Genomic DNA, 25,967 nt, shown 5'->3' on the forward strand with positions numbered 1-25,967 from the left:
CAGAAAAGCCGCCCGAGGGCGGCTTTCTTCGTTAACGCGTGGCCGAGCTGCGGATCAGGCCACCGTACCGTCGGCCAGGTACGTGCCGCGGTGTTCCAGGTAGTCGCGGAAGCCCGTGCTGACTTCCGGGTGCTTCAGCGCGTACTCGACAGTCGCCTTCAGGTAGCCGAGCTTGCTGCCGCAGTCGTAGCGGGTGCCCTGGTAGCGGTAGGCCAGCACCTGTTCCTGGCTGAGCAGCGACTGGATCGCGTCGGTCAGCTGGAATTCGCCGCCCGCGCCTGGCTTCAGTTCGCGCAGGTGGTCGAAGATGCGCGGCGTCAGGATGTAGCGGCCGACCACGCCCAGGTTGGACGGGGCTTCTTCCGGCGCGGGTTTTTCCACGATGCCGGACATCTTGATGACGCCTTCGTCCCATTCGCGGCCATCGACCACGCCATAGGAGCGGCTCTGTTCCGGGGCGATCTCTTCGACGCCCAGGACCGAGCAGTTGTAGTGGTTGTACAGATCCACCATCTGCTTCATCACCGGCGGGGTGCCGTCGATCAGGTCATCCGCCAGCATCACCGCGAACGGGGCTTCACCCACGAGCTTCGCGGCGCACAGCACGGCGTGACCCAGGCCCAGCGCTTCGGGCTGGCGCACGTAGTAGCACTCCACGTTGGCCGGCTTGATCGAACGCACCACGTCGAGCAGCGCCTGCTTGTTCTTGGCCTCAAGCTCCACTTCGAGTTCGAAGGCCTTGTCGAAGTGATCTTCGATGGCGCGCTTGGAGCGGCCGGTGACGAAGATCATTTCGGTGATGCCGGCGGCCATGGCTTCTTCCACCGCGTACTGGATCAGCGGTTTGTCGACCACGGGCAGCATTTCCTTGGGGCTGGCCTTGGTGGCCGGCAGAAAACGGGTGCCCAGGCCCGCGACCGGGAAGACGGCCTTGGTAACGCGATTTTCCATGTCTGGTATTCCTTCGGTTTCGATTTATAACCGTGCCGGATCGTGCGGGGCCCGTCTGTCGGTCTCTGTCCGACGCAAGCCGGAACAGAGGCCGATGCACCCTCGAATAGTTTAGGCCGGCAGGCGCTGCAACTGGTCCTGCAGCTTGACCAGCGTCTGTTCGAAATCGGTCAGGCGCTGGGTTTCCTGTGCCACCACGGCGGGCGGCGCCTTGGCGACAAAGCTCTCGTTCGACAGCTTGCCACGGCACTTGCCGATCTCGCCGGCGATGCGCTCGATCTCCTTCGACAGGCGCACGCGCTCGGCTGCGACGTCGATTTCGATCTTCAGCAGCAGGTGGTTGCCACCGACGATGGCCACCGGCGCGCCGGCGCCTTCGGTCTGCAGGGTGGCGTCGTCTTCGAAGACGCGTACCTCCGACAGCTTCGCCAGTGCCTGGATGTGCGCGCTGGCTTCGCGCAGGAAGGCGTTGTCGCCATGCACGTAGAGCGGAATACGCTGGGCCGGCGAGATATTCATTTCGCCGCGCAAGTTGCGGCAGGCGTCCACCATGGCCTTGAGCTGCGCCACCCATTGCTCGGCGGCTTCATCGATCTTGGCCATGGCCGGCAGCGGGTAGGCCTGCTGCGCGAGGCTTTCGCTGCCATCGCCCTTGGCACGGCCGGCCAGCGGCGCGACCTTCTGCCACAGTTCTTCCGTGATGAACGGGATGATCGGGTGGGCCAGGCGCAGCACGGTTTCCAGCACGCGCAGCAGCGTGCGGCGCGTGGCGCGCTGCTGGGCCTCGGTGCCGGTCTGGATCTGCACCTTGGCCAGTTCCAGGTACCAGTCGCAGTACTCGTCCCAGACGAACTTGTAGATGGCGTTGGCGACGTTGTCGAAGCGGTACTCGGCAAAGCCCTTTTCGACCTCGGCTTCCACGCGCTGCAGCAGCGACACGATCCAGCGGTCGGCCTGCGAGAAGTGCAGGTAGCCGTCCGGGCCGCAGTCGTTGTTGCACGGGCCCATGCCGCAGTCATGGCCTTCGGTGTTCATCAGCACGAAGCGCGTGGCGTTCCACAGCTTGTTGCAGAAGTTGCGGTAGCCCTCGCAGCGGCCGGTGTCGAAGTTGATGTTGCGGCCCAGCGTTGCCAGCGAGGCAAACGTGAAGCGCAGCGCATCGGCGCCGAAAGCGGGAATGCCTTCGGGGAATTCCTTCTTCGTCTTTTTCTCGATCTTCGGTGCGTCCTTGGGGCGGCGCAGGCCGGTGGTGCGCTTCTTGAGCAGCGTGTCGAGGTCGATGCCGTCGATCAGGTCCACCGGGTCCAGCGTATTGCCCTCGGACTTGCTCATCTTCTTGCCTTCCGAGTCGCGCACCAGGCCGTGCACATACACGGTATGGAACGGCACCTGGCCGGTGAAGTGCTTGGTCATCATGACCATGCGCGCCACCCAGAAGAAGATGATGTCGTAGCCCGTGACCAGCACCGACGACGGCAGGAAGTGTTTGAGTTCAGGCGTTTGCTCGGGCCAGCCCAGCGACGAGAACGGCACCAGTGCCGACGAAAACCACGTGTCGAGCACGTCTTCCTCGCGGCGCAGCGCGCCGGCGCTGCCGGCGGCCTTGGCCTTGGCAAGCGCTTCTTCTTCCGTGCGGGCAACGAAGCAGTTGCCGGCGTCGTCGTACCAGGCCGGGATCTGGTGGCCCCACCACAGCTGGCGCGAGATGCACCAGTCCTGGATGTTGGCCAGCCACTGGTTGTAGGTGCTGTTCCAGTTCTCGGGCACCAGCTTGATCTCGCCGCTCTGGACGGCGTCGAGCGCGACTTCGGCGATCGAGCGGCCCGGGTGGAACGTGCCTTCCGGCGCCGGCTTGCTCATGGCAACGAACCACTGGTCGGTCAGCATCGGTTCGATGGCGCTGCCGGTGCGTTCGCTGCGCGGCGTCATCAGCTTGTGCTTCTTGGTCTCGACCAGCAGGCCTTGTGCGTCGAGGTCGGCGACGATGGCCTTGCGGGCGTCGTAGCGATCCTGGCCGGCATAGTGGCCGGGTGCGTCGGCAGTGATCTTCGCGTCCAGCGTAAGGATCGAGATCTGCGGGAGGTTGTGTCGCTGGCCAACGGCGTAGTCGTTGAAGTCATGCGCCGGCGTCACCTTGACCACGCCGGTGCCGAACTCGCGGTCGACGTACTCGTCGGCGATCACGGGAATGCGGCGGCCCGTCAGCGGCAGTTCCACTTCCTTGCCGATCAGGTGGGCGTAGCGCTCGTCCTCGGGATGGACCATGACTGCCACGTCGCCCAGCATGGTTTCGGGGCGGGTGGTGGCGACGGTCAGGTGGGTCAGGCCGCCCTTGGCATCGGCCTCGACCAGCGGGTAGCGGATATGCCAGAGGAAGCCTTCTTCCTCGACGCTGTCGACTTCCAGGTCCGACACGGCGGTGCCCAGCACCGGGTCCCAGTTCACCAGCCGCTTGCCGCGGTAGATCAGACCCTGCTCATGCAGGCGCACGAAGACCTCGGTGACCGCCTTCGACATGTCCGGCGACATCGTGAAGTATTCGCGGGTCCAGTCGATCGACGCGCCCATGCGGCGCACCTGGCGGGTGATGGTCGAACCCGACTCTTCCTTCCAGGCCCAGACCTTCTCGGTGAATTTTTCACGGCCCAGGTCGTGGCGGGATACGCCTTGCGCTTCGAGCTGGCGCTCGACCACGATCTGCGTGGCGATGCCCGCGTGGTCCGTGCCCGGCACCCAGAGCGTATTCGCGCCCAGCATGCGCGCATGGCGGGTCAGGCCGTCCATGATGGTCTGGTTGAAGGCATGGCCCATGTGCAGCGTGCCGGTCACGTTGGGCGGCGGCAGCTGGATGGCGAAATCTGGCTTGGCCGGGTCGAACGTCGGCTGGGCGATGCCGCGCTTCTCCCACTCGGGGCCCCACTTCGCCTCGATGGCGGCGGGTTCGAAGCTCTTGGCAAGGGATTGGTCTTGGGCGGTCATGCTGGGATGTCGAGGTTTTGCGTCGGGGCTTGTCGCAGGCGGGGTGCGCTTAGGCCTGCGGCTGGCGGGGGGCATTGTGCATTGCGCCAGTGAAACCCCAAATTATACGGAACGTCGTCGGGCGGGGAGGAATTCGTTCGCGCCGCGGGGTGGGGGGTCGGTATAATTTGGGGTTTGAATTTGATTTTGTGGCGGGTTTTGAGGTTGGGCTGGCCTTGGCGTGCTTGGCATGCGCCGCTGTTTCGGCGGCGTAGCCGCCGAGTCACTTTTTGTCCGAGCGACAAAAAGTAACCAAAAAACGCGTTTACTTGTCCTAGCGGACGAATATTGATCGTAGTGTGCCGAGGGTGTTGTACGGGTATTCACTTCAGAGACTGCCTGGCTGCCTGCCGCATGGTGCGCACCCGTATGCAGGCTCTCCGACAATGATTGAACGAGCCCTGAACCTGTCCGTGGCCCGACACTGCCAACGCTGTCGCATCATCGCCTACGGCTGCTACGCGGCTCACTAGTCTGTTAGCTGGCGCATCACCATCACTGGCTCACAAGAGCACGGGCCATTGTCTTGGTAGCTCGGCCTGTGTGCTCAGACTACTTAGCCGCGCGTAGCGCAGCCGAAGGCGATGATGCGATATGGCTGGAGAGCCCGGGCCACGGACAGGTTCAGGGCTCGTTCAATCATTGCTGGAGAGCCTGCATACGGACGCGCACCACGCGGCAGGCAGCCAGGCAAACTCTGAAGCGAATACCCGTACGAAATTCTTCGCACGCTACGATCAATATTCGCCCGTTAGGGCAAGCAAACGCGTTTTTTGGTTACTTTTTGTCGCTCGGACAAAAAGTGACTCGCCGGCTACGCCGGCGAAACAGCAGCGCTTGCCAAGCACAACAACCCAGCCCCAACCACCAGCCCCGCCGTCTCCCCAAAAAAATGCCCGACTTGCTCGCCAACCTAAACGCCGAACAACTAGCCGCCGTCACGCTACCTGACGAGCCGGCCCTGATCTTGGCCGGCGCGGGCAGCGGCAAGACGCGCGTGCTGACCACGCGTATCGCCTGGCTGATCCAGAACGGACGCGTATCCCCGCGGGCATCCTTGCAGTGACCTTCACCAACAAGGCCTCCAAGGAAATGCAAACGCGTTTGTCCTCGATGTTGCCGATCAACACGCGCGGCATGTGGATCGGCACCTTCCACGGCCTCTGCAACCGCATGTTGCGCGCGCATTTCCGCGATGCCGGCCTGCCGCAGACCTTTGCCATCCTCGACAGCCAGGACCAGCTTTCCGCCCTCAAGCGCCTGCTGAAAGCCCTCAATGTCGACGACGAGAAGTACCCCGCCAAGAACCTCCAGTACTTCATCAACAACGCCAAGGAACAAGGCCTGCGCCCGGCCGACGTAGAGGCCAACGACGACTTCAACCGCCGCTTCGTCGACCTGTACGCCGCCTACGACCAGCAGTGCCAGCGCGAAGGCGTGGTCGACTTTGCCGAGCTGCTGCTGCGCTGCTACGAACTACTGCGCTACAACGACGCAATCCGCCAGCACTACCAGCACCGTTTCCGCCATGTACTGGTGGACGAGTTCCAGGACACCAACGTGCTGCAGTACCAGTGGCTCAAGCTGCTGGCGGGCCATGGCACCCAGAATCCCGCAGCGGTGTTCGCCGTCGGCGACGATGACCAGAGCATCTACGCGTTCCGTGGCGCGAACGTCGGCAATATGCGCGACTTCGAGCATGAGTTCCGCGTGCGCAAGATGATCAAGCTCGAGCAGAACTACCGCTCGCACGGCCACATCCTCGATTCGGCCAACCACCTGATCTCGCACAATGCCCGCCGCCTGGGCAAGAACCTGCGCACCGATGCCGGCCACGGCGAGCCGGTGCGCGTGTTCCAGGCCGGCTCGGACCAGCAGGAGGCGTCGTGGATGATCGAGGAGATCCGCGACCAGATCGCGCAGGGCATGAGCCGCTCGGAAATCGCGATCCTCTACCGCAGCAACGCGCAGTCGCGCGTGATCGAGCACGCGTTGTTCTCGGCCGGTATCGCCTACCGCGTGTACGGCGGCCTGCGCTTCTTCGAACGCGCCGAAATCAAGCACGCGCTCGCCTACCTGCAACTGCTGGAGAACCCGCGCAACGACGCTGCCTTTGGCCGCGTGGTGAACTTCCCGGCGCGCGGCATTGGCGCGCGCTCACTCGAACAACTTCAGGACGCCGCACGCCAGTACAACTGTTCTCTGTCCGAAGCCGTCGCCTATGTGGCCGGCGCAGCAGGCAGCAAGCTGGCGGCATTCGTCCGCCTGATTGAACAGATGCGCGCCGAGACGCGCCGCATGACGCTGGCCGAGGTGGTCGAGTACGTGACCAACGCCAGCGGCCTGATCACGCATTACCAGGGCGAGAAGGAAGGCCAGGACCGCATCGAGAACTTGCAGGAACTGGTGACCGCGGCGCAGGCCTTTGTCGTGGAAGAAGGCTACGGGCTGGATGCGCTGGCCGCTGTGATCCCGGTCGGTTTCGAATCTCGCGTGGCGCAGGCCGTACCGCAGCTCGCCGAAGGCGACCAGGCTCAGCAGGTGCTCGACCCCGAAGCGCTGCCGGTGGTGATGACGCCGCTGGTGGCCTTCCTGACCCACGCTTCGCTGGAGGCCGGCGATAACCAGGCCCAGGCCGGCCAGGACGCGGTGCAGATGATGACCGTGCATGCCGCCAAGGGCCTGGAGTTCAACGTGGTGTTTATCACAGGACTGGAAGAAGGCCTGTTCCCGCATGAAAACAGCGCGATGGAGCCGGACGGGCTGGAGGAAGAGCGTCGCCTGATGTACGTGGCGATTACGCGTGCGCGCGAGCGCCTGTACCTGTCCTTTGCCCAAAGCCGCGTGTTGCACGGCCAGATGCGCTACCACGTGCGCTCGCGCTTCTTCGAGGAACTGCCCGAAGGCGCGCTGAAGTGGCTGACGCCGCAGCAGCAGGGCTACGGCGGCGTCAGCCGCCAGGAACGCGACAGCGCATGGGGCCGCGACTGGTTCCGCAAGCCCGAGGATGTCCCGTACTCCGGCAACAAGCCCACCGGCGGCATGGACACCGGCAACGGCTACGCCGATGCCAAGCGCGAGGCCGGCACGGGCTTCCGCGTCGGCCAGCAGGTCTTCCACACCAAGTTTGGCGAGGGCAAGATCAAGGCGCTGGAAGGAGATGGCGCCGATGCCCGCGCCCAGATCGATTTCAAGCGCCACGGCACCAAGTGGCTGGCGCTGGCGGTGGCGAAGCTGGACCCGATCAACTGAGCGGGGCCGGCTTCGTGGCGAATTCAGGGGAGGGGTGGCCGGATTTCGGCGGTCCTTTCCCGCCGCGCCGACCGTTGCCCTGGCCGTTCAGGTCGGCGTGGCTTCTTCCGCGGGGACGACATTGAAGCAGCCCCGGTACGTCGCGTAGAACGAGCAGTACAGGATGGCCAGCATCAGCAGCGAATACGGCGTGACCAGGAACGACAGCACGGTCTCGGCGCCGAACGCGCTGAAGAGGATCTCCAGGAAGAACGGAATCGCCACCAGCAGCACGGCGAACAGCACCACGTAGGTGAAGAAGGCTCCGCGGTTGCGCCAGCACGCGGTCCAGCTGAAGAACATCGCCTTGACGGGCGGCACGCCGTGCCAGGCTGCCAGCAGCGGCGCGAACCAGAACATCATCGCGATCGGCGTGTAGAGCAGCGCGCCGATCAGCAGCGCGTAGTAGAGCTGGCGCACGGCCTCGGCCGTCAGCGTCTCTTCCTTCAGCAGGATCGGCAACAGCGCGCTCATGTCCACCAGCGCGCCGGCGATCAGGCTCAGCAGGAACACCAGCCCCGCATAGACCCCGCCGAGCACCAGCAGGTTGCGCGTGGCTTCCTTGCCGTTGGTGCGAAATCCGGCCAGTAGCACCGTCGGCAGCACGCGCTTGTTCTGGATGACTTCACGGCAGGCCGTCATCACGCCCACCGACAGGCCGGGCGTCACGACCAGCAGCGCAATGATGCCGATCAGCGGTACCACGATGGCCAGCTGTGCCGCGATCAGGTAGATGAACAGCAGCATCAGGAACGCAAGCGGATTCTTGCGGAACAGCCAGATGCCCTGGCGGAACCAGACGTAGCCTTCCTTGGCGGGGACTTCCAGTAGTTGCATACCAATCAGATCCAGGCGAGCGCGGCGGCGTCCGCGGTCATGGCAAGGCGCCGGCGCAGAATGCGTTCGAAATGGGTCGGGTCATGCGGCTGAAGCATGTCGGCTTCGCGCGGGAGGTAGAAATCCCACAGGCGCGACACCCAGAAGCGCAGTGCGCCCGCGCGCAGCATGTCGCGCCAGTGCGTGGTTTCGGTGTCGGTCAGCGGCCTGACCGCATGATAGGCCCGCACCAGTGCCTGCGCCCGGGCGTTGTCCAGCTCGCCGCTGGCCAGATCGATGCACCAGTCGTTGACAGTCACGGCCAGGTCGAACAGCCACTTGTCGTTGCCGGCGAAATAGAAATCGAAGAAGCCGCCCAGGCGGTGGTGGCCCTTGCCGTCTTCCTCGAACAGCGCATTGTCGCGGAACAGGTCGCAGTGGCACGGGCCGCCCTGCAGCACCGCGTAGTCGGCGCTGCCGAAGAAGGCTGCCTGGTGCGCGATTTCCTGCTGCAGCAGCGTGCGCTGCTGCGCGTCCAGGAACGGCACGATCTCCGCTTCGGTCTGCTGCCACCAGGACAGGCTGCGCAGGTTGGGCTGCTGGCGCGGGTAGTCCTCGCCGGCCACGTGCATGCGCGCGAGCATGTCGCCGACCTGCGCGCAATGCTCGGCGTCGGGCTTGAGTTGGGATGCGCCCGGCAGGCGCGTGACGATGGTGGCTGGCTTGCCCTTGAGCGTGCGCAGGATCTCGCCGTCGCGCGCCGGGATGGGCGCGGGCACGGTGATGTCGCGTGCGGCAAGGTGCGCCATCAGGTGCAGGTAGTAGGGCAGCTGCGCGAACGTGAGCCGCTCGAAGATGGTCAGCACGTACTCGCGCGTGCAGCCATCCTGCTCCATGGTCAGAAAGAAGTTGCTGTTCTCGATGCCGGAGGCGATGCCGCGCAATGCGCGGACTTCGCCAAGGTCGTAGTCAAGCAGCCAGCGGGCGATCTCGTCCTGCGAGACCGTGGTGAATACGGCCATACTCGTCGTGTGATGCGAAACGGAAAGCGGCGGCACAAAGGGAGCCGCCGCCGCGGCAAGACTGCCGGAGGACCGGCGCGGCCCGGGCGTGCCCGGGCCGTGGGTAGTCGGAATCAGAACTGCAGGTTGACCGAAGGCACGCGATTGACGTCATGCTCGCGGATCTTGGGCGAGCTGTCTTCCGGCTTGCTCATCTGGTACTTGGTGCCGAACCCGGACCTTACCTGGATATCGGTGGCACGGCCCTTGTCGCGGTACTCGCGCACTTGCGTGCCATCGCGCTCATTGAGCTGAAAGCTCGGCTCGCGCGGCTGGTTGATCTGCGACTTGGCGGCCGGGGCAATCGGCTGGTTGTTGATCCGGTTCAGTTCCTGCTGCGTCAGGGCGTTGCTTTCCTCGGCGGGCTGCGCCAGCGCCAGGCCCGGCAGGGCCAGCGCGAACACTGCGGCGGCCAGGGCCAGGCGCGGCGTCCGAGCAGTGGCTTTCGCTGTGGACCGGAGTGAGGGGGAGTTCATCAGGGGCTCCTGTGCGGCGCAGCGGTCGAGACGGCACGCTGCGCGGCGGAATGGGGCGTTGGCTGCAACCCGGGACGCCGGGCTTTGGCAAGCGGATACCTCCCATTCTAGCAATTCCTGCCGCGAAAGGGCCGCTGCCGTGGCCTCTGGGGCACCCCGGCAACGCCGCATCGGGTGGCCCTTGCGCCTGTGACGCAGGGCTCCCTTGTCCACCACTCTTGTCTTACAGGTAGAACATTTCTTCCTTCGGCGGGATCGGCTTGTCGCCGCCGCGTTGCTCGTAGTACTCGTAGACTGCCTCGAGCACTTCATGCGGCTCGTCGACGATCTTCATCAGGTCGAGATCGTGTTCGGCGATCAGGCCCATGGGCAGCAGCGTAAAGCGGAACCAGTCGAGCAGGCCTTTCCAGAAGCGGCTGCCGAACATCACCACGGGCACGGAACGCGACTTGCCGGTCTGCACCAGCGTCAGCACCTCGGCGAGTTCATCGAGCGTGCCGAAACCGCCCGGCATGACGATGAAGGCGTCGGAGTTCTTGACGAAGGTGACCTTGCGCGTAAAGAAATGGCGGAACCGCATGGCAATGTCCTGGTACGGATTGCCCTGCTGTTCGTGCGGCAGTTCGATGTTCAGGCCGACGCTGGCCGACTTGCCGGCGTGCGCGCCTTTGTTGGCCGCTTCCATGATGCCGGGGCCGCCGCCGGAGATCACCGCGAAGCCGGCATCGGAGAACAGCCGCGCGATTTCGATGGTGCGCTGGTAGTAAGGCGAGTCTTCGCGCAGGCGCGCGCTGCCATAGATCGATACCGCTGGCCGGATCTCCGAGAGGTACTCGGTGGCCTCGATGAACTCTGCCATAATCGTGAACATTTGCCACGAGGCGCGCGCCTTCTTTGCGGTCGCGCGATCTTCGTCGGCCAGCGCACGCAGGCTGGGAATCATCTTGCGCGGATTGGCACGCGACGCAGCGGGGCCATCCGCGGCCGGCTGCGCGGGGTTGCCAGCGGCGGCGGCATCGGCCGCGCGGGCGACCGCAGCCGCGTGTTCGGAAGCAGCTTCCGGCGGGGGTTGTACGGTATCGCCGGAGATATCGGAAACATCCGGGTCGGCAAGGGGGGCGGTCGAGGCACCGCCTGCTGCAGCACCAGTCAATTTTGAGTCCATGGGAATGTCGGATAGTCCAAAAACACTCTTGCTCGTCGATGGATCGAGCTATTTGTATCGCGCTTATCACGCGCTGCCGGACCTGAGGAATGGTGAGGGTCTGCCCACAGGGGCAATCTACGGCATGATCAATATGCTGCGCAAGCTGCGCAACGATTACCCGGCAGAGTATAGCGCCTGCGTGTTCGACGCCAAGGGCAAGACCTTCCGCGACGACATGTACCCGGCGTACAAGGAGCATCGCCCGTCGATGCCCGAAGACCTGGCGCGCCAGATCGAGCCGATCCACGAAGCCGTGCGCGCGCTCGGCTGGCCGATCGTCGTGGTCGACGGCGTGGAGGCCGACGACGTGATCGGCACGCTCGCGCGCCAGGCGTGCGAGCAGGGCGTGCGCACGGTGGTGTCCACCGGCGACAAGGATCTTGCGCAGCTCGTCAACGACCACGTCACGCTGGTCAACACCATGAGCGGCGAAGTGCTCGACCCGGCCGGCGTCAGCAACAAGTTCGGCGTGCCGCCGGAACGCATCGTCGACTACCTGTCGCTGATCGGCGATGCGGTCGACAACGTGCCCGGCGTGCCCAAGGTCGGCCCCAAGACCGCCGTGAAATGGCTGACCGAACACGGCACGCTCGACGCGATCATGGCGAACGCCGCGGGCATCAAGGGTGTGGTCGGCGAGAACCTGCGCAATACGCTGGACTGGTTGCCGAAGGCGCGCGAGCTGGTCACGGTGAAGACCGACTGCGACCTCAATGCCTCGGTGGCGGATTTCCACGCGCTGCGCGAAATGGGCGAGGACAAGGAAAAGCTGATCGCGTTTTTCACGCGCTATGGCTTCAAGACGTGGCTGCGCGAGGCGACCGGCGAAAGCTTGCCTGATCCGCGCGCGCAGGCACGCGCACGCGCCGCGGCGGCACCGGCGCAAGGCGGCCTGTTCGATGCGCCCGCCGCATCGGCCACCCCATCGGCCGCGCCGGATGCCATGCCCGCCGAGGACGCGGCGCCGAGTGAAATCCGCTACGAGCGGGTGACGAGTGAAGCCGCGTTCGAAGCGTGGATGCAGCGCATCGAAAGCGCGCCGCTGACGGCGCTCGATACCGAGACCACATCTCTCGATCCGATGCTCGCCCAGCTGGTCGGCATCTCGCTGTCGGTAGAGCCTGGCGAGGCGTGCTATATCCCGGTCGGCCATCGCGGGCCCGACGTCGCCGGCATGGAGAACAACGGCCAGCTTTCGCGCGATGCCGTGCTCGCCCGCATGCGCGCATGGCTCGAGGACGACAGCAAGCCAAAGCTCGGCCAGAACATCAAGTACGACATCCACGTGTTCGCCAACCATGGCGTGACGCTGCGCGGTGTTGCGCAGGACACCATGCTGGAAAGCTACGTGCTGGCCTCGCACCGCAATCACGGCATGGACAGCCTGGCTGAGCGCCTGCTGAACCTGAAGACCATCACCTACGAAGAAGTCTGCGGCAAGGGCGCGAGCCAGATCGGTTTCGACCAGATCGACCTTGAACGCGCGACGGAATACGCGGCCGAAGACGCCGACGTCACGCTGCGCCTGCATCGCAAGATGTTCGCGCAGGTGCACGCTGCGCCGGGCTTGCGCCGCGTGTACGAGGAGATCGAGATCCCGGTGTCCGTGGTGCTGCAGAAGATCGAACGCAACGGCGTCCTGATCGATGCCGAAAGGCTTGCCACGCAGAGCGCCGAACTGGGCCAGCGCATGCTCGCGCTGGAGCAGGCGGCGTACGACGCGGCGGGGCAACCGTTCAACCTGGGCTCGCCCAAGCAGATCGGCGAGATCCTGTTCAACCAGATGAAGCTGCCGGTGGTCAAGAAGACCGCGAGCGGCGCGCCGTCGACCGACGAAGAGGTGCTGCAGAAGCTGGCCGAGGATTACCCGCTGCCCAAGGTGCTGCTGGACTACCGCGGCCTGGCCAAGCTCAAGTCCACCTACACGGACAAGCTGCCGAAGATGGTCAACCCGAACACCGGCCGCGTGCATACCAGCTACGGTCAGGCTACGGCGGTGACCGGCCGGCTGGCATCGACGGAGCCGAACCTGCAGAACATCCCGGTGCGCACGGAAGAAGGCCGACGCATCCGCGAAGCGTTTATCGCGCCGCCGGGCAGCGTGATCGTGTCAGCCGACTATTCGCAGATCGAGCTGCGCATCATGGCCCATATCTCGGGCGACGAGAACCTGCTGCGCGCGTTTGCCAACGGCGAGGACATCCACCGCGCCACCGCGGCGGAGATCTTCGGCGTGGAGCGCGAGGCCGTCAACAGCGAGCAGCGCCGCTATGCCAAGGTGATCAACTTCGGCCTGATTTACGGCATGAGCGCGTTCGGGCTGGCCAGCAACCTGGGCATCGAGCGCGAGGCCGCCAAGCACTATATCGACCGCTACTTCATGCGCTACCCCGGCGTGGCGCAATACATGGAAGACACGCGCCAGACCGCGCGCGAACAGGGCTATGTCGAGACCGTGTTCGGCCGGCGCCTGTGGTTGCCGGATATCAAGGGCGGCAGCGGGCCGCGCCGGCAGGCTGCGGAGCGCGCGGCCATCAACGCGCCGATGCAAGGCACGGCCGCGGACCTGATCAAGCTGTCGATGATCGCGGTGCAGGGCTGGCTGGAACGCGACGGCTTGCAGACACGCCAAATCATGCAGGTGCACGATGAACTGGTGCTCGAAGTGCCGCAGGGCGAGCTGGAGCTGGTCAAGGTCAGGTTGCCGGAACTGATGTGTTCGGTGGCGCAGCTGCGCGTGCCACTGGTCGCGGAAGTCGGCACCGGCGCGAACTGGGAAGAAGCGCACTAAGACCACGTTGCGCACGCAATGAATGAATACGGCCGGGGAGTACCCGGCCGTATTCATTTGCATGCCCTTGAAGCCTCGAAAATACGACACCTCATGTACAGAATGAAGCGACCGCTGAATCGGTAATTGCCGTCTTGCCTGGGCTATTGCAATGCAGCAAACTGAGGGCAAGTGCCGAACGGCCAAGCGTTTCTCAGCAAAAAAAGCATCGGGTAGACCATGACCACAGGAGCAGACGGCAGGGCGCATCGCATCATCGTTGTAGGGGGCGGGGCAGGCGGACTGGAGCTGGTGACACGGCTGGGCGACAAGCTCGGCAAGAAGGGTGTCGCCGAGGTGGTGCTCGTGGACCGCTTGCCCACGCATATCTGGAAACCGCTGCTGCACGAAGTTGCCGCGGGCAGCATGGATCCCAACACGCACCAGCTCGAATATGCGGCGCAGGCGCGCTGGCACCACTTCGAGTTCCAGCAGGGCGAACTGACCGGCATCGACCGCACGCGCAAGACGATTTCGGTTGCCGCGTGCATGGACCCGGACGACGCGGAACTGCTGCCGGCGCGCGAGCTGCGGTACGACACGCTGGTGCTGGCCATCGGCTGCGTCACGCATTTCTTCGGCGTGCCCGGCGCGGCGCAGAACGCGATTGCGCTCGATACCGTCGCGCAGGCGGAGCGTTTCCGCCGCAGGCTGATTGCGGCCTGCGTGCGCGCGCAGAACGGTCGCGGGCGTGTCGGCGAAGACGGCCGGCCACGCGTGGATGTGGCCATCATCGGTGCGGGCGCGACTGGCGTGGAGTTGTCGGCGGAACTGCGCAACACCGCGCACGTGCTCAATGCTTACGGACTGCACCAGCTCGACCCTCGCCGCGATGTGCGCATCCACGTGATCGAGGCCGGCCCGCGCATCCTGCCGGCACTGTCCGAACGCGTCTCGGCCGAGACGGCGAAGCTGCTGCGCAAGCTCGATGTCGATGTCTTCACCAGCGAGCGCGTGACCGAGGTGACCACCGAAGCAGTGCTGACCGCCAGCGGCAAGCGCATCGATGCCGACCTGACGGTGTGGGCGGCGGGCATCACGGCGCCGCCGGTCCTGGCCGAGCTCGGGCTGCCCGTCGGCCGTCAGGGTCAGATCCTGGTGCGCCCGACGCTGCAGAGCGAGGGCGATCCGGACATCTTCGCGTTCGGCGATTGCGCAAGCTGCCCATGGCCCGAAAAGCAGACCGCGGTGCCGCCGCGTGCCCAGGCCGCGCACCAGCAGGCCACCTTCCTGTTCGATGCGCTGCGCGCGCGGCTGGCCGGCAAGCCGCTGCCGGAATTCGGGTTCAAGGATTTCGGCTCGCTGGTGTCACTGGGGCATTTCAGCGCGGTGGGCAGCCTGATGGGCGGGCTGATCGGCGGCTCGATGTTTATCGAAGGGCTGATGGCGCGCTTCATGTACACCTCGCTCTACCGCATGCACGTGCTGGCGCTGCACGGCGCAGTCGGCATGGGGCTGGACACGGTGACGCACTGGCTGCGCAGCAAGACGAGCCCGCGCGTAAAGCTGCACTGAGCGGCCCCCGCGCGAGGGCGGGTGCACGGGACGGCATGTTTGCTTAGAATCGGCGGTTGGCGTCGCCTCGGGCGTTTCCCGGGGCGGCCACCCAACCGCCATCGATCCTGGAGACATGCATGCTGAAACCCGAAGTGGAGAGCCTGGTACCCGGGCAGACTTTCAATCGCCGCGGCTTCGTCAAGACAGCGCTGGGCTCGGCGTTCGCCGCGGCCGCCTTGCCCGTGATGGCGCAGGCGATCAAGACTGACTTCGCGGGCCTGACCGCCGGCGAGGTGACGATCCCTTCGGGCGGATTCGGCATGCCGGCCTACCGGGCGCAGCCTGAAAGCAAGACGAAGTTGCCGGTGGTGCTGGTGGTCAGCGAAATCTTCGGCGTGCACGAGTACATCGCCGATGTCTGCCGCCGTTTTGCCAAGCTCGGTTACCTGGCGATCGCGCCGGAGCTGTTTGCGCGCCAAGGCGACCCGCAGAGCTTCGGCACCATCCAGGAACTGCAGGCCAACGTGATCGCCAAGGTGCCCGACGCGCAGGTCATGGGCGACCTCGACGCGGCGGTGGCCTGGGCCGGCGCCAATGGCGGCGATGTGTCGCGGCTGGCGATCACGGGTTTCTGCTGGGGTGGCCGCATCACGTGGCTGTATGCTGCGCACAACGAGCGCCTGAAGGCGGCAGTGGCCTGGTACGGTCAACTGGCCGGCGAGCCCACGCCGCTGAAGCCAAAGAGCCCTCTGGACCTGGTCGGCAAGCTGGACGCGCCGGTGCTGGGCCTTTATGGCGGCAAGGACACGGGCATCACGCAGGAGCAGGTGGAAAAAATGAAGGCGGCGCTGTCAGCGTCCTCCGACCCGGAGTCGAAGGCGTCCAGGTTGATCGTCTATCCGGACTCGGGCCACGCTTTCCACGCTGATTACCGGCCCAGTTATCGGGAAGCGGATGCCAAGGACGGCTGGAACAAGTGCCTGGACTGGCTCCGGCAACACGGCGTCGCCTGACGGACTATGCGGGCGCCGGCGCGCAAGGATTGCAAAGTCGGCGCCGGAATACGTACAATGCGGCCTTCCAGTAGTTGCAACATTGTTGCGTTTGCCGTCCGACCAGCGCCGGGCGGATGCGGCATGGCCGCCCCGGGAGCCCATCATCCACTCGACCCTTCTGTATATCCTGCTCGCCGCCACCATTTCCGGCGTGGGCAGCATTTTTGGCGCGGCGCTGCTGTCGCTGACGATGGCCGGGCGCGTGGTCGAGCGCATGGTCAGCTTCTCGGTCGGCGTGCTGCTGGCCACCGCCTTGCTCCACTCGCTGCCGGAGGCGTTCGAATCGGGCGCCGATCCGCGGGCGCTGTTCGGCACGCTGCTGGCCGGCCTGCTCGGCTTCTTCCTGCTGGAAAAGATCTCGTTGCTGCGCCATTCGCACCATCATGAAGGCGACGGGCACCACCATCACCACGGGCATGACCGCGAGGAAGCAGGCCGCAGCGGCCTAACCATCCTGGTCGGCGACACCTTCCACAACTTTGCCGACGGCATCGTGATCGCGGCGGCTTTCCTGGCCGACCCGCATATCGGCCTGGTCACGGCGCTGGCCATTGCCGCGCACGAAATTCCGCAGGAAGTCGGCGATTTCATCGTGCTGCTCAACGCCGGCTTCTCGAAGGCACGCGCGTTCGCCTTCAACCTGTTGTCGAGTGTCGCGGCCGTGGCCGGCGGCCTGGTCGGGTATTTCCTGCTCGACCAGATGAGTGGATGGATTCCGTATGTGCTGGTGATCGCGTCCAGCAGCTTCCTCTACATCGCCGTGAGCGACCTGATGCCGCAGATGCAGCGCAAGCCGCGCTGGCGCGAGTCGGCCATCCAGGTGGTGCTAGTGGCCGCCGGCATCACGGCGATCGTCTTCATCACCAATGGGGTTCACGAGCGCCACGCCCACGTCGGCCATGGCCACGCGGCAGCCGTGGCTGCCGACTGAGTCTTCCGCGAGGATCAGCCCGCGGCGCCGGTCGCGACCGGGCGAGCCGGATCGGCGCACCATTCGCTCCATGAACCGGGATACAGCGCGGCGCCTTCCAGCCCGGCCACTTCCAGCGCCAGCAGGTTGTGGCAGGCGGTAACGCCCGAGCCGCATTGCATCACGGCGTTCGCCGCCGCATGCTGACCCAGCACGGCCGCAAACTCCGCGCGCAGTTCGGCCGCTGGCTTGAACTGGCCTTCCGAAGTCAGGTTGTCCTTGAAGAAGCGGTTGGCCGCGCCCGGGATGTGTCCGCCGACGGGATCCAGCGTCTCGTTCTCGCCGCGGAAGCGGTCCGGCGAGCGGGCGTCCACGACCAGCCGTGTCGGGCGGTCGAGGTTTTCGAGCAGCGCGGCGGCGTCCACGGTGGCGACCAGCGGCTGGCCGCGCTCCAGATTGCCTGGCGTCTCAGGGTCCGGTGTTGCGCCATGTTCGAGCGGTAGTCCGGCCTTGACCCAGGCGGGCTTGCCGCCATCGAGCACGCTCACGGCGGCGTGGCCGATCCAGCGCAGCATCCACCACAGGCGGGCGGCGTACATGCCACCTTGCGCGTCATAGGCAACGACTTCGGTGTCGCTGTTCACGCCCAGCGCGCGCAGCCGGGCCGTGAAGGCGTCGGGGTCTGGCAGCGGGTGGCGGCCGTTGCGGCCTGTTTTCGGCCCGGATAGTTCGTTGTCGAGATGCAGGTAGAACGCGCCGGGCAAATGGCCGACCTGGTAGGCTTCGCGGCCGGCGGCCGGGTTGGCCAGGTCAAAGCCGCAGTCGATGACCACAACGTGGCGCCCCGGCGCGGCCTGCAAGGCCTGCAGCGCGGCGACGGAAATCAGGGGATTTGGCATGGGGCTCCTGAAACAGTGAGTGACCCCGAAAATGCTACACCTCCGGGTGCACTTCCGCCTCCAGCGATTTGACCGGCGTATCCGGCGTCGGCTTGTGACCGGAGTCCTGGCGCGCGCGGGCGAGCGTGGTGGCGATGCCGCTGGCAATGATCAGCCCCATGCCGAGCCACGAAATCCAGTTCAGCTTGTCCGACCAGATCAGCATGCCCCAGATGCTCGAAAACACAATGCCGGCGTACTGCAGGTTGGCCGTCAGCAGCGTATTGCCGCGCTTGTAGGCGCGCGTCATGGCGGTCTGGCCGAGCGTGGCCAGGACGCCGATGGCGAGCAGCAGGCCAATGCCGTGCCAGGTGTGAGCGGTGGGGCCGGCATACAGCATCCAGACCAGCCCGACCACCAGGCCGACGGCCGAGAAGTAGAAGACGATGCGGTGCTCGGGCTCGCCAAGCTGTCCGAGCTGCCGGACCTCGACATAGGCCAGCGCGGTGAACATGCCCGAGATCAGCCCGATCAGGCCGCCGGTGAGCTGGTCCTTGCCCACCGACGGCTGCAGCAGGAACAGCACGCCGGCGAAGGACATCAGGATGGCCACGATCAGCTTTTTATCCGCCGTGCCCGCGGTGCCCGCGAGCGCGGCACTGGCGCCCAGGATCAGCGCGATCCACACGGGCGACATGTAGTTCAGCGTCATGGCCGTGGCCAGCGGCAGCAGCGTGATGGACGTGAACCACAGCAACAGCGCGGTCACGCCGAACAGGCTGCGCTTGATGTGCGTCACCATGTGCGGCGTGCGCACCGACACGCCCTGCGACGCCATCAGCGCCCACATGATGGCCACGCCGATCACACTGCGGTAGAAGACGATTTCGCCCGTGGTGTAGAACTCGGATGCCAGCTTGACGCCCACCCCCATCAACGAAAACGAGAAGGCGGCAAACAACATCCAGAGCGATTGCATGGCGGGGAGGAGGGGGCGGATCGAATGGGTGCGCGAGCGGGGCTTCATGGTGCGGGGCCGCGTCGCGAATCGGTGTGGCGAGGCGGGGGCCTCGGCCGAAGCGAGCATTGTAGCGTGCGTTGTGATGCCGCCAACGCAGAACGGACCGCCTGGGCGGTCCGTTCCTGTCTGCCTTGTGCGGTAATCGACCGTCGGGTCAGTCCTGGTAGGCCATGGCGCGCCGGTACCACTCATGGAAGTGCTGCATGCCGTCTTCCATCGGCGACTGGTACGGGCCGACTTCGCTGGTGCCGCGCTTGAGCAGCGCCAGGCGGCCGGCATCCATGCGCTCGGCGATCTCGTCGTCCTCGATGCACGTCTCCATGTAGGCGGCGCGCTCGGCCTCGACGAACTCGCGCTCGAACAGCGTGATTTCCTCGGGGTAGTAGAACTCGACCACGTTGCGGGTCTTGCGCGGGCCCAGCGGGTGCAGCGTGGAGACCACCAGCACGTTTGGGTACCACTCCACCATGATGTTGGGGTAGTACGTCAGCCAGATCGCCCCGTGCTTGGGCAGCACGCCGTTATTGAAGCGCAGGACTTCGTCGTGCCACTTCTGGTACGTCATGCTGCCGGGCCGCTTCAGGCCGGCGTGCAGGCCCACGGTCTGCACGCTGTGCCACTCGCCGAACTCCCACTTCAGGTCGTCGCACGAGACAAAGCTGCCCAGTCCCGGGTGGAACGGCACGACGTGGTAGTCCTCCAGATAGACCTCGATAAAGGTCTTCCAGTTGTAGTTGCACTCGTGGACCTCGACGTGGTCGAGCAGGTAGCCTTCGAAGTTCAGGTCGTCGGCGACACCCAGCCGGGCAAGATCCGCGCGCACGTCGCGCTTGCCGTCGAACAGCAGGCCGTTCCAGTTCTGCAGGGGCGAACGCTTCAGGTGCAGGCAGGGCTGCTGGTCGAAATGCGGCGCGCCGAGCAGCTCGCCCTTCAGGTCGTAGGTCCAGCGGTGCAGCGGGCAGACGATGTTCTTCGAATTGCCCTTGCCGTTAAGCATGATGGCCTGGCGATGGCGGCAGACGTTGGACATCAGCTCCACGCCAGCCGCGTTGCGGACCAGCATGCGGCCTTCATCCTCGGCCTTCAGCGTGTGGTAGTCGCCGACCTCCGGAACCATCAGTTCGTGGCCGACATAGCCCGGACCATTCCTGAACAGCAGTTCTAGTTCTTGTTGATGCAGCGCCTCATCGAAGTAAACATCAACGGGCAGTTGCGTATCAGCCGGCGCCAGTTGGAGCGCGGTGCTGAGATTGGACATTATCCCCACTCCCAGATAACTAGGTGAAAGCAGTGAACAACCCAACCATCGAAAAATGAATCGATTTGGGAAACTTTGTCGACCGCCTTGCGGGCCTGGCAGGGCTGGCGCGGACTGCGGCGACGAGCCGGGGATTGTACCCCGGCCAAAAAGTTAAGGGCCTGATTTTTTTGCCTTTTTAGCGAAAAAGTCGACCCGGGTCGTCTTTTGGGTGCCGTACTGGGCGCATTCGGAAAGACGACCCAAGCGCACAAGTCACATTCCACCAAATGGTGAACGCGAGGTGACGGATTCGCCTGGCGCCGGAGTGGGGCGGGAGCCAGCTTTGGCGTAAAATCCGGCTTCCCACTGATTCAGGGCCTGACATGCCAAGAACCACGACCGATCCGGTCCAGACCGAAGACACTGCCGCGGGCTCCGCGCCGCCCGCGTCGTATGAAGCGGCAATGGCCGAACTGGAAACGCTGGTCGCCAGCATGGAAAGCGGCGAACTGCCGCTGGAAGCGTCGCTCGCGGCGTATCGCCGCGGCGCCGAGCTGGTCCGCTATTGCCAGCAGAAACTCGAACGCGTGGAGCAGCAGGTCCGGGTGCTGGAAGGCGACGTGCTGAAACCCATGGCTGCAGACGCCGGAAATGCCGGCAACGCCAACGGCCTGGAGCAGGAATGACGGATTTCGCAAGCTGGATGCGGGCGCAGGGCGCCCGGACCGAGACCGCGCTGGACCAGGCGTTGCCAAATGCCGACACCGTGCCCCAGACACTGCACGAGGCCATGCGCTATGCTGTGCTCGGCGGCGGCAAGCGCGTGCGGCCGCTGCTGGTGCATGCCGCCGGCGATGTGACGGGTGCGCGTGCCGAGGCCTGCGATGCCGCGGCCTGCGCGGTGGAAATGATCCACGCGTATTCGCTGGTGCACGACGACATGCCCTGCATGGACGACGACGACCTGCGCCGCGGGCGGCCGACCGTGCACAAGGCCTATGACGAGGCCACCGCGCTGCTGGTGGGCGATGCGCTGCAGACCCAGGCCTTCATCGTGCTGGCCCAGGCGCAGGCGGTACAGCCCGAGGCGCGGCTGAAGCTCGTCGCCGAACTGGCCATGGCGTCGGGTTCGGTCGGCATGGCCGGCGGACAGGCCATCGACCTGCAGAACGTCGGCAAGGCGATGTCGCGCGAGGCGCTGGAGGCCATGCACCGCATGAAGACCGGCGCGCTGCTGCGCGCGAGCGTGCGCATGGGCGCGCTGTGTGGTGAAATCGACGCCCAGGGCCTGGCGGCGCTGGACCGGTACGCCGCGGCCGTGGGATTGGCGTTTCAGGTGGTGGACGATATTCTGGACGTCACCGCCGATACCGCCACGCTGGGCAAGACCGCGGGCAAGGACGCCGCGCATGACAAGCCGACCTATGTCTCGCTGATGGGACTGGAAGCGGCGCGCGCCCTGGCGGCGGAACTGCGCCAGTCGGCGCATGACGCCCTGGCCGGATTCGGCGCACGGGCGACCCGCCTGGCCGATCTGGCTGACCTGATCGTGCTGCGCACACATTGAACTGACAAGCCGGACAGCAGAAACCGGCGGCCGAACGGACATCATGACCTACGCACTGCTCAAAAAGATTGACGCCCCCGCAGACCTGCGCAAGCTGGACCGGCGCGAATTGCGGACACTGGCCGATGAACTTCGCGCCTATGTGCTGGAGTCGGTCTCGCAGACTGGCGGCCACCTTTCGTCGAATCTCGGCACGGTGGAACTGACCATCGCGCTGCATTACGTTTTCCACACCCCCGACGACCGCGTCGTCTGGGACGTCGGTCACCAGAGCTACCCGCACAAGATCCTGACCGGCCGGCGCGACCGCATGAATACGCTGCGCCAGTTCGGCGGCATCTCGGGCTTCCCGCGCCGCAGCGAAAGCGAGTACGACACCTTCGGCACGGCGCATTCGTCGACCTCGATCTCGGCCGCGCTGGGCATGGCCCTGGGCGCGCGCACGCTGGGCGAGAAGCGTGTGTCGATCGCCGTGATCGGCGACGGGGCGATGACCGCGGGCATGGCCTTCGAGGCCCTGAACAATGCCGGCGTCTACAAGGACCTGCCGCTGCTGGTGGTGCTGAACGACAACGACATGTCGATCTCGCCGCCCGTCGGCGCCCTCAACAAGCACCTGGCGCGGCTGCTGAGCGGCCAGTTCTATGCGGCCACAAAGAAGGGCATCGAGAAGGTGCTGTCGGTGGCGCCGCCGGTGCTGGAATTCGCCAAGCGTTTCGAGGAACACGCCAAGGGCATGATGGTGCCGGCAACGCTGTTCGAGGAATTCGGCTTCAACTACATCGGGCCGATCGACGGCCATGATCTCGATTCGCTCGTGCCGACGCTGCAAAACATCCGCAAGCGCGCGCTGGAAGGTGCGGGCCCGATGTTCCTGCACGTGGTGACCAAGAAGGGCCAGGGCTACAAACTCGCCGAGGCCGATCCGATCCTGTACCACGGTCCGGGCAAGTTCAACCCGGCCGAGGGCATCCGCCCGGCCGCCAAGCCGGCGCGCAAGACCTATACGCAGGTCTTCGGCGAATGGCTGTGCGACATGGCCGCCGCCGACAAGCGCCTGGTCGGCATTACGCCGGCGATGCGCGAGGGCTCGGGCATGGTCGAGTTCGAGAAGCGCTTTCCGGAACGCTACTACGACGTCGGCATCGCCGAGCAGCACGCGGTGACGTTCGCGGGCGGCATGGCCTGCGAAGGCCTGAAGCCGGTCGTGGCGATCTACTCGACGTTCCTGCAGCGTGGCTATGACCAGCTGATCCACGACGTGGCGCTGCAGAACCTGCCGGTGGTATTCGCGCTGGACCGCGCGGGCCTCGTCGGCGCCGACGGTGCCACGCACGCCGGGGCCTACGATATCCCCTACCTGCGCTGCATCCCCAACATGATGGTGATGACGCCGTCCGACGAGAACGAGTGCCGCCAGTTGCTGACGACCGCGTTCCACCAAAACTGCCCGACCGCCGTGCGTTATCCGCGCGGCGCTGGCCAGGGCGTTGCCACCGAGGCTGCGCTGAAGGACCTGCCGGTGGGCAAGGGCGTGATGCGCCGCACCGGCGGCGCACGCGCGGGCCAGCGGGTGGCGCTGCTGGGCTTCGGTTCGATGGTGCACCCGGCGCTCGGCGCGGCACAGGCGCTGGACGCATCGGTGGCCGACATGCGTTTCGTCAAGCCGCTCGATGTCGAACTGGTCAAGCGCCTGGCCCGGGACAACGACTACCTGGTCACGGTGGAAGAGGGCAGCGTCATGGGCGGCGCAGGCAGCGCCGTGCTCGAGGCGCTGGCCGAAGCCGGCATCGATATCCCGGTGCTGGTGCTGGGCCTGCCCGACCGCTTTATCGACCATGGCGACCCGGCCCTGCTGCTGTCGCAGTGCGGACTCGACGCCGCCGGCATCGAACGCTCGGTGCGCGAACGTTTCGGCATTGGCCAGGCGCCCGTCGCGATCGCTTCGCGCGTGGCCTGACACGGCCAGGGCGCTGATCACCCGTACGATCTGTAAGGGTACGGAGCCGCTTCGGGCGGCTCCGTGTGAATTCCCTTAAACTCCCTTTTTTTTTGTGTTCGCAGCTGCGGGTCGGCTTGAATTTTGCCGGCGCCGTGGTTTCACACTCGTTGCGCGGCATGGATGGACTGCGAAAATGCCGCGACCGTAAGGACTTGCGCCACCCCCTGGTGTGGTCCTGGAGGAAACCGTAGATGAATGACATCAATCCCGCCTTCGTGATGCCCGACGTCCAGTCGAGCCGTGACACCCGCCAGATCCCCATCCAGCGTGTCGGTGTCAAGGGCGTGCGCTACCCCGTCTCGCTGAAGACGCCGGCCGGCGTGGTCCCGAGCGTGGGCACCTTCAACCTCGACGTGCACCTGCCTGCCGAGGTCAAGGGCACGCATATGTCGCGCTTCGTCGCGCTGCTGGAAGAAGAGCGCGCGCCGCTGGAACTGGCGAGCTTCCGCGTGCTGCTCGACAAGATGCTGGAGAAGCTCGAAGCCGAGGCCGGCCGCATCGAGGTCACGTTCCCCTACTTCATCAGCAAGATTGCGCCCGTGTCGGGCGTGGAGTCGCTGATGGACTACGAGGTCACGCTGACCGGCGAGATCCGCAACGGCGTGACGCGCGTGTTCCTGAAGGCGCTGGTGCCGGTGACCAGCCTGTGCCCGTGCTCGAAGAAGATCTCGCAGTACGGCGCGCACAACCAGCGTTCGCACATCACGATGAACGTGGAACTGGCCGGCGACCTGCCGGTGGAGGCGCTGGTGCGCATGGCCGAGGAAGAGGCCTCGTGCGAGCTGTGGGGCCTGCTCAAGCGTCCCGACGAGAAGTTCGTGACCGAGCGCGCCTACGAGAATCCCAAGTTCGTGGAAGACCTGGTGCGCGACATTGCCATGCGGCTCAACGCCGATGATCGCATCGTGGCCTACGTGCTCGAAGCCGAGAACTTCGAATCGATCCACAACCACAGTGCCTATGCGGTGATCGAGCGTGACAAGCGGCTGGAACCGGCTGCGTAAGCCCGTCTCCATCCAAACAAAAAGGCCACCTTTCCGGTGGCCTTTTTGTTTCCTGCGCAGGCAGCCCGTTCAGGCGGCAGAAGGCAGGCGGATATCCGACAGGTCCCAGCGCGGCGTCACGCCATAGCCGTAGTTGCGCTGCGCGAGTTGCGGCGCCGCCTGCAGCCGCATGGCGCCGGCGAAGGCGATCATCGCGCCGTTGTCGGTGCAGAAAGCCAGATCCGGGTAGTAGACGTCGATCTTGCGCTGCTTGCCAAGCTGGTCCAGGCGTTCGCGCAACTGGCGATTGGCGCCGACGCCGCCGGCTACCACCAGCCGCTTGTGCCCGGTCTGCTTGAGGGCGGTCATCGACTTGGCGGCCAGGACGTCGACGATGGCGTCGACGAAGGACCGGGCCAGGTTGGCGCGGTCCTGCTCGCAGGTATTGGCCAGCTTGCGCGTCTGCGTCAGCACGGCGGTCTTGAGGCCGGCAAACGAGAAATCGAGGTTGCCCGAATGCAGCATCGGCCGCGGCAGCTCGAACGCGCCGGGCGTGCCGAATTCGGCCAGGCGCGAGACCTCGGGGCCGCCGGGGTAGCCCAGGCCCAGCAGCTTGGCGGTCTTGTCGAAGGCCTCGCCGGCGGCGTCGTCGAGTGTTTCGCCGAGCAGGGCATAGTCGCCGATGCCTTTCACTTCCATCAACTGGGTGTGGCCGCCGGAAACCAGCAGTGCCACGAACGGGAACGGCGGCGGCTCTGGCGTGAGCAGCGGCGACAGCAGGTGGCCTTCGAGATGATGCACGCCGATCATCGGCACGTTCAACGCGAAGCCCAGTGCATTGGCGACCGAGGCGCCCACCAGCAGCGCGCCGGCCAGCCCCGGGCCCTGCGTGAAGGCGATGGCATCGATGTCGGCGCGGCTGCGGCCGGCATCGTCAAGCACCTGCTGCAGCAGCGGCAACACGCGGCGGATATGGTCGCGCGATGCCAGTTCGGGGACCACGCCGCCGTAGTCGCGATGCATGGCGATCTGCGAATGCAGGGCGTGGGCGAGCAGGCCGGCCTCGGTGTCGTAGAGGGCGAGGCCGGTTTCGTCGCAGGAGGATTCGATGCCGAGGACAAGCATGGGGAGCGGTGCGGCGGTCCGGTCCGGTCGCGGAGCCGG

The 25,967-nt window shown here is 65.6% G+C and carries 18 protein-coding genes and 1 pseudogene; 9 read left to right on the forward strand and 10 right to left on the reverse strand.

The window, feature by feature from the left end:
- Nucleotides 1–54: 54 nt before the first annotated feature.
- Together galU and ACIGJB_RS04010 are read right to left on the reverse strand one after the other, a co-directional pair.
- On the reverse strand, nt 55–951 hold the full coding sequence (gene galU, locus ACIGJB_RS04005) for a UTP--glucose-1-phosphate uridylyltransferase GalU (protein ID WP_483731506.1): 897 nt from the start codon (nt 949–951) through the stop codon (nt 55–57).
- A 111-nt stretch (nt 952–1,062) separates the two neighbouring features.
- Nucleotides 1,063–3,930 carry a valine--tRNA ligase gene (locus ACIGJB_RS04010; protein ID WP_483731507.1) on the reverse strand — a complete coding sequence of 956 codons (2,868 nt, stop codon included), beginning with the start codon at nt 3,928–3,930 and terminating at the stop codon, nt 1,063–1,065.
- A gap of 931 nt (nt 3,931–4,861) precedes the next feature.
- Between ACIGJB_RS04010 and ACIGJB_RS04015 the strand changes: the two are divergent.
- A pseudogene (locus tag ACIGJB_RS04015) lies at nt 4,862–7,221 on the forward strand (UvrD-helicase domain-containing protein).
- 87 nt (nt 7,222–7,308) lie between these two features.
- Here the strand turns inward: ACIGJB_RS04015 and ACIGJB_RS04020 are convergent.
- From ACIGJB_RS04020 to ACIGJB_RS04035, 4 genes are all read right to left on the reverse strand, one after another.
- A complete protein-coding gene (locus ACIGJB_RS04020; RefSeq protein ID WP_483731508.1) occupies nt 7,309–8,097 on the reverse strand; it encodes a BPSS1780 family membrane protein in 789 nt (262 codons plus the stop codon).
- A gap of 5 nt (nt 8,098–8,102) precedes the next feature.
- Entirely contained in the window at nt 8,103–9,098 is a 996-nt protein-coding gene (locus tag ACIGJB_RS04025) for a homoserine kinase (protein WP_483731509.1), read from the reverse strand.
- A 113-nt stretch (nt 9,099–9,211) separates the two neighbouring features.
- A complete protein-coding gene (locus ACIGJB_RS04030; protein WP_483731510.1) occupies nt 9,212–9,613 on the reverse strand; it encodes a hypothetical protein in 402 nt (133 codons plus the stop codon).
- Nucleotides 9,614–9,836: 223 nt separating this feature from the next.
- Nucleotides 9,837–10,778: an LOG family protein gene (locus ACIGJB_RS04035; RefSeq protein ID WP_483731511.1), complete on the reverse strand. Its 942-nt coding sequence runs from the start codon at nt 10,776–10,778 to the stop codon at nt 9,837–9,839.
- Nucleotides 10,779–10,782: 4 nt separating this feature from the next.
- Between ACIGJB_RS04035 and polA the strand changes: the two genes are divergently transcribed.
- From polA to ACIGJB_RS04055, 4 genes are all read left to right on the forward strand, one after another.
- The gene (gene polA / locus ACIGJB_RS04040) at nt 10,783–13,611 is read left to right on the forward strand and encodes a DNA polymerase I (RefSeq protein ID WP_483731512.1); all 2,829 of its coding nucleotides are present in this window, start codon (nt 10,783–10,785) and stop codon (nt 13,609–13,611) included.
- A 219-nt stretch (nt 13,612–13,830) separates the two neighbouring features.
- Nucleotides 13,831–15,165 carry an NAD(P)/FAD-dependent oxidoreductase gene (locus tag ACIGJB_RS04045; protein ID WP_483731513.1) on the forward strand — a complete coding sequence of 445 codons (1,335 nt, stop codon included), beginning with the start codon at nt 13,831–13,833 and terminating at the stop codon, nt 15,163–15,165.
- Nucleotides 15,166–15,284: 119 nt separating this feature from the next.
- The gene (locus tag ACIGJB_RS04050; protein ID WP_483731514.1) at nt 15,285–16,160 is read left to right on the forward strand and encodes a dienelactone hydrolase family protein; all 876 of its coding nucleotides are present in this window, start codon (nt 15,285–15,287) and stop codon (nt 16,158–16,160) included.
- Between the two features lie 160 nt (nt 16,161–16,320).
- On the forward strand, nt 16,321–17,133 hold the full coding sequence (locus tag ACIGJB_RS04055) for a ZIP family metal transporter (RefSeq protein ID WP_483711522.1): 813 nt from the start codon (nt 16,321–16,323) through the stop codon (nt 17,131–17,133).
- Between the two features lie 14 nt (nt 17,134–17,147).
- On the opposite strand, the gene ACIGJB_RS04060 is transcribed toward ACIGJB_RS04055, so the two are convergent.
- The 3 genes from ACIGJB_RS04060 to ACIGJB_RS04070 form a co-directional block, all read right to left on the reverse strand.
- Nucleotides 17,148–18,011: a sulfurtransferase gene (locus ACIGJB_RS04060; RefSeq protein WP_483731515.1), complete on the reverse strand. Its 864-nt coding sequence runs from the start codon at nt 18,009–18,011 to the stop codon at nt 17,148–17,150.
- Nucleotides 18,012–18,045: 34 nt separating this feature from the next.
- On the reverse strand, nt 18,046–18,969 hold the full coding sequence (locus ACIGJB_RS04065; protein ID WP_483732252.1) for a DMT family transporter: 924 nt from the start codon (nt 18,967–18,969) through the stop codon (nt 18,046–18,048).
- Between the two features lie 196 nt (nt 18,970–19,165).
- A complete protein-coding gene (locus ACIGJB_RS04070; RefSeq protein WP_483731516.1) occupies nt 19,166–20,269 on the reverse strand; it encodes an aromatic ring-hydroxylating oxygenase subunit alpha in 1,104 nt (367 codons plus the stop codon).
- A gap of 365 nt (nt 20,270–20,634) precedes the next feature.
- On the opposite strand from ACIGJB_RS04070, the gene ACIGJB_RS04075 reads away from it, so the two are divergent.
- The 4 genes from ACIGJB_RS04075 (at nt 20,635) to folE2 (ending at nt 24,824) form a co-directional block, all read left to right on the forward strand.
- On the forward strand, nt 20,635–20,937 hold the full coding sequence (locus ACIGJB_RS04075) for an exodeoxyribonuclease VII small subunit (RefSeq protein ID WP_483731517.1): 303 nt from the start codon (nt 20,635–20,637) through the stop codon (nt 20,935–20,937).
- Nucleotides 20,934–21,818 (forward strand): polyprenyl synthetase family protein, encoded by an 885-nt coding sequence (locus tag ACIGJB_RS04080; protein WP_483731518.1) that lies wholly within the window; start codon nt 20,934–20,936, stop codon nt 21,816–21,818. Before ACIGJB_RS04075 ends, ACIGJB_RS04080 begins: the two co-directional genes overlap by 4 nt.
- A 43-nt stretch (nt 21,819–21,861) precedes the next feature.
- The gene (gene dxs / locus ACIGJB_RS04085; RefSeq protein WP_483731519.1) at nt 21,862–23,778 is read left to right on the forward strand and encodes a 1-deoxy-D-xylulose-5-phosphate synthase; all 1,917 of its coding nucleotides are present in this window, start codon (nt 21,862–21,864) and stop codon (nt 23,776–23,778) included.
- Nucleotides 23,779–24,011: 233 nt separating this feature from the next.
- Nucleotides 24,012–24,824 carry a GTP cyclohydrolase FolE2 gene (gene folE2 / locus ACIGJB_RS04090; RefSeq protein ID WP_483731520.1) on the forward strand — a complete coding sequence of 271 codons (813 nt, stop codon included), beginning with the start codon at nt 24,012–24,014 and terminating at the stop codon, nt 24,822–24,824.
- Between the two features lie 69 nt (nt 24,825–24,893).
- Here the strand turns inward: folE2 and tsaD are convergent, their stop codons facing one another.
- On the reverse strand, nt 24,894–25,928 hold the full coding sequence (gene tsaD, locus ACIGJB_RS04095) for a tRNA (adenosine(37)-N6)-threonylcarbamoyltransferase complex transferase subunit TsaD (protein WP_483731521.1): 1,035 nt from the start codon (nt 25,926–25,928) through the stop codon (nt 24,894–24,896).
- Between the last annotated feature and the right edge of the window lie 39 nt (nt 25,929–25,967).

It is taken from the genome of Cupriavidus sp. C2SS-8b, assembly GCF_057073745.1.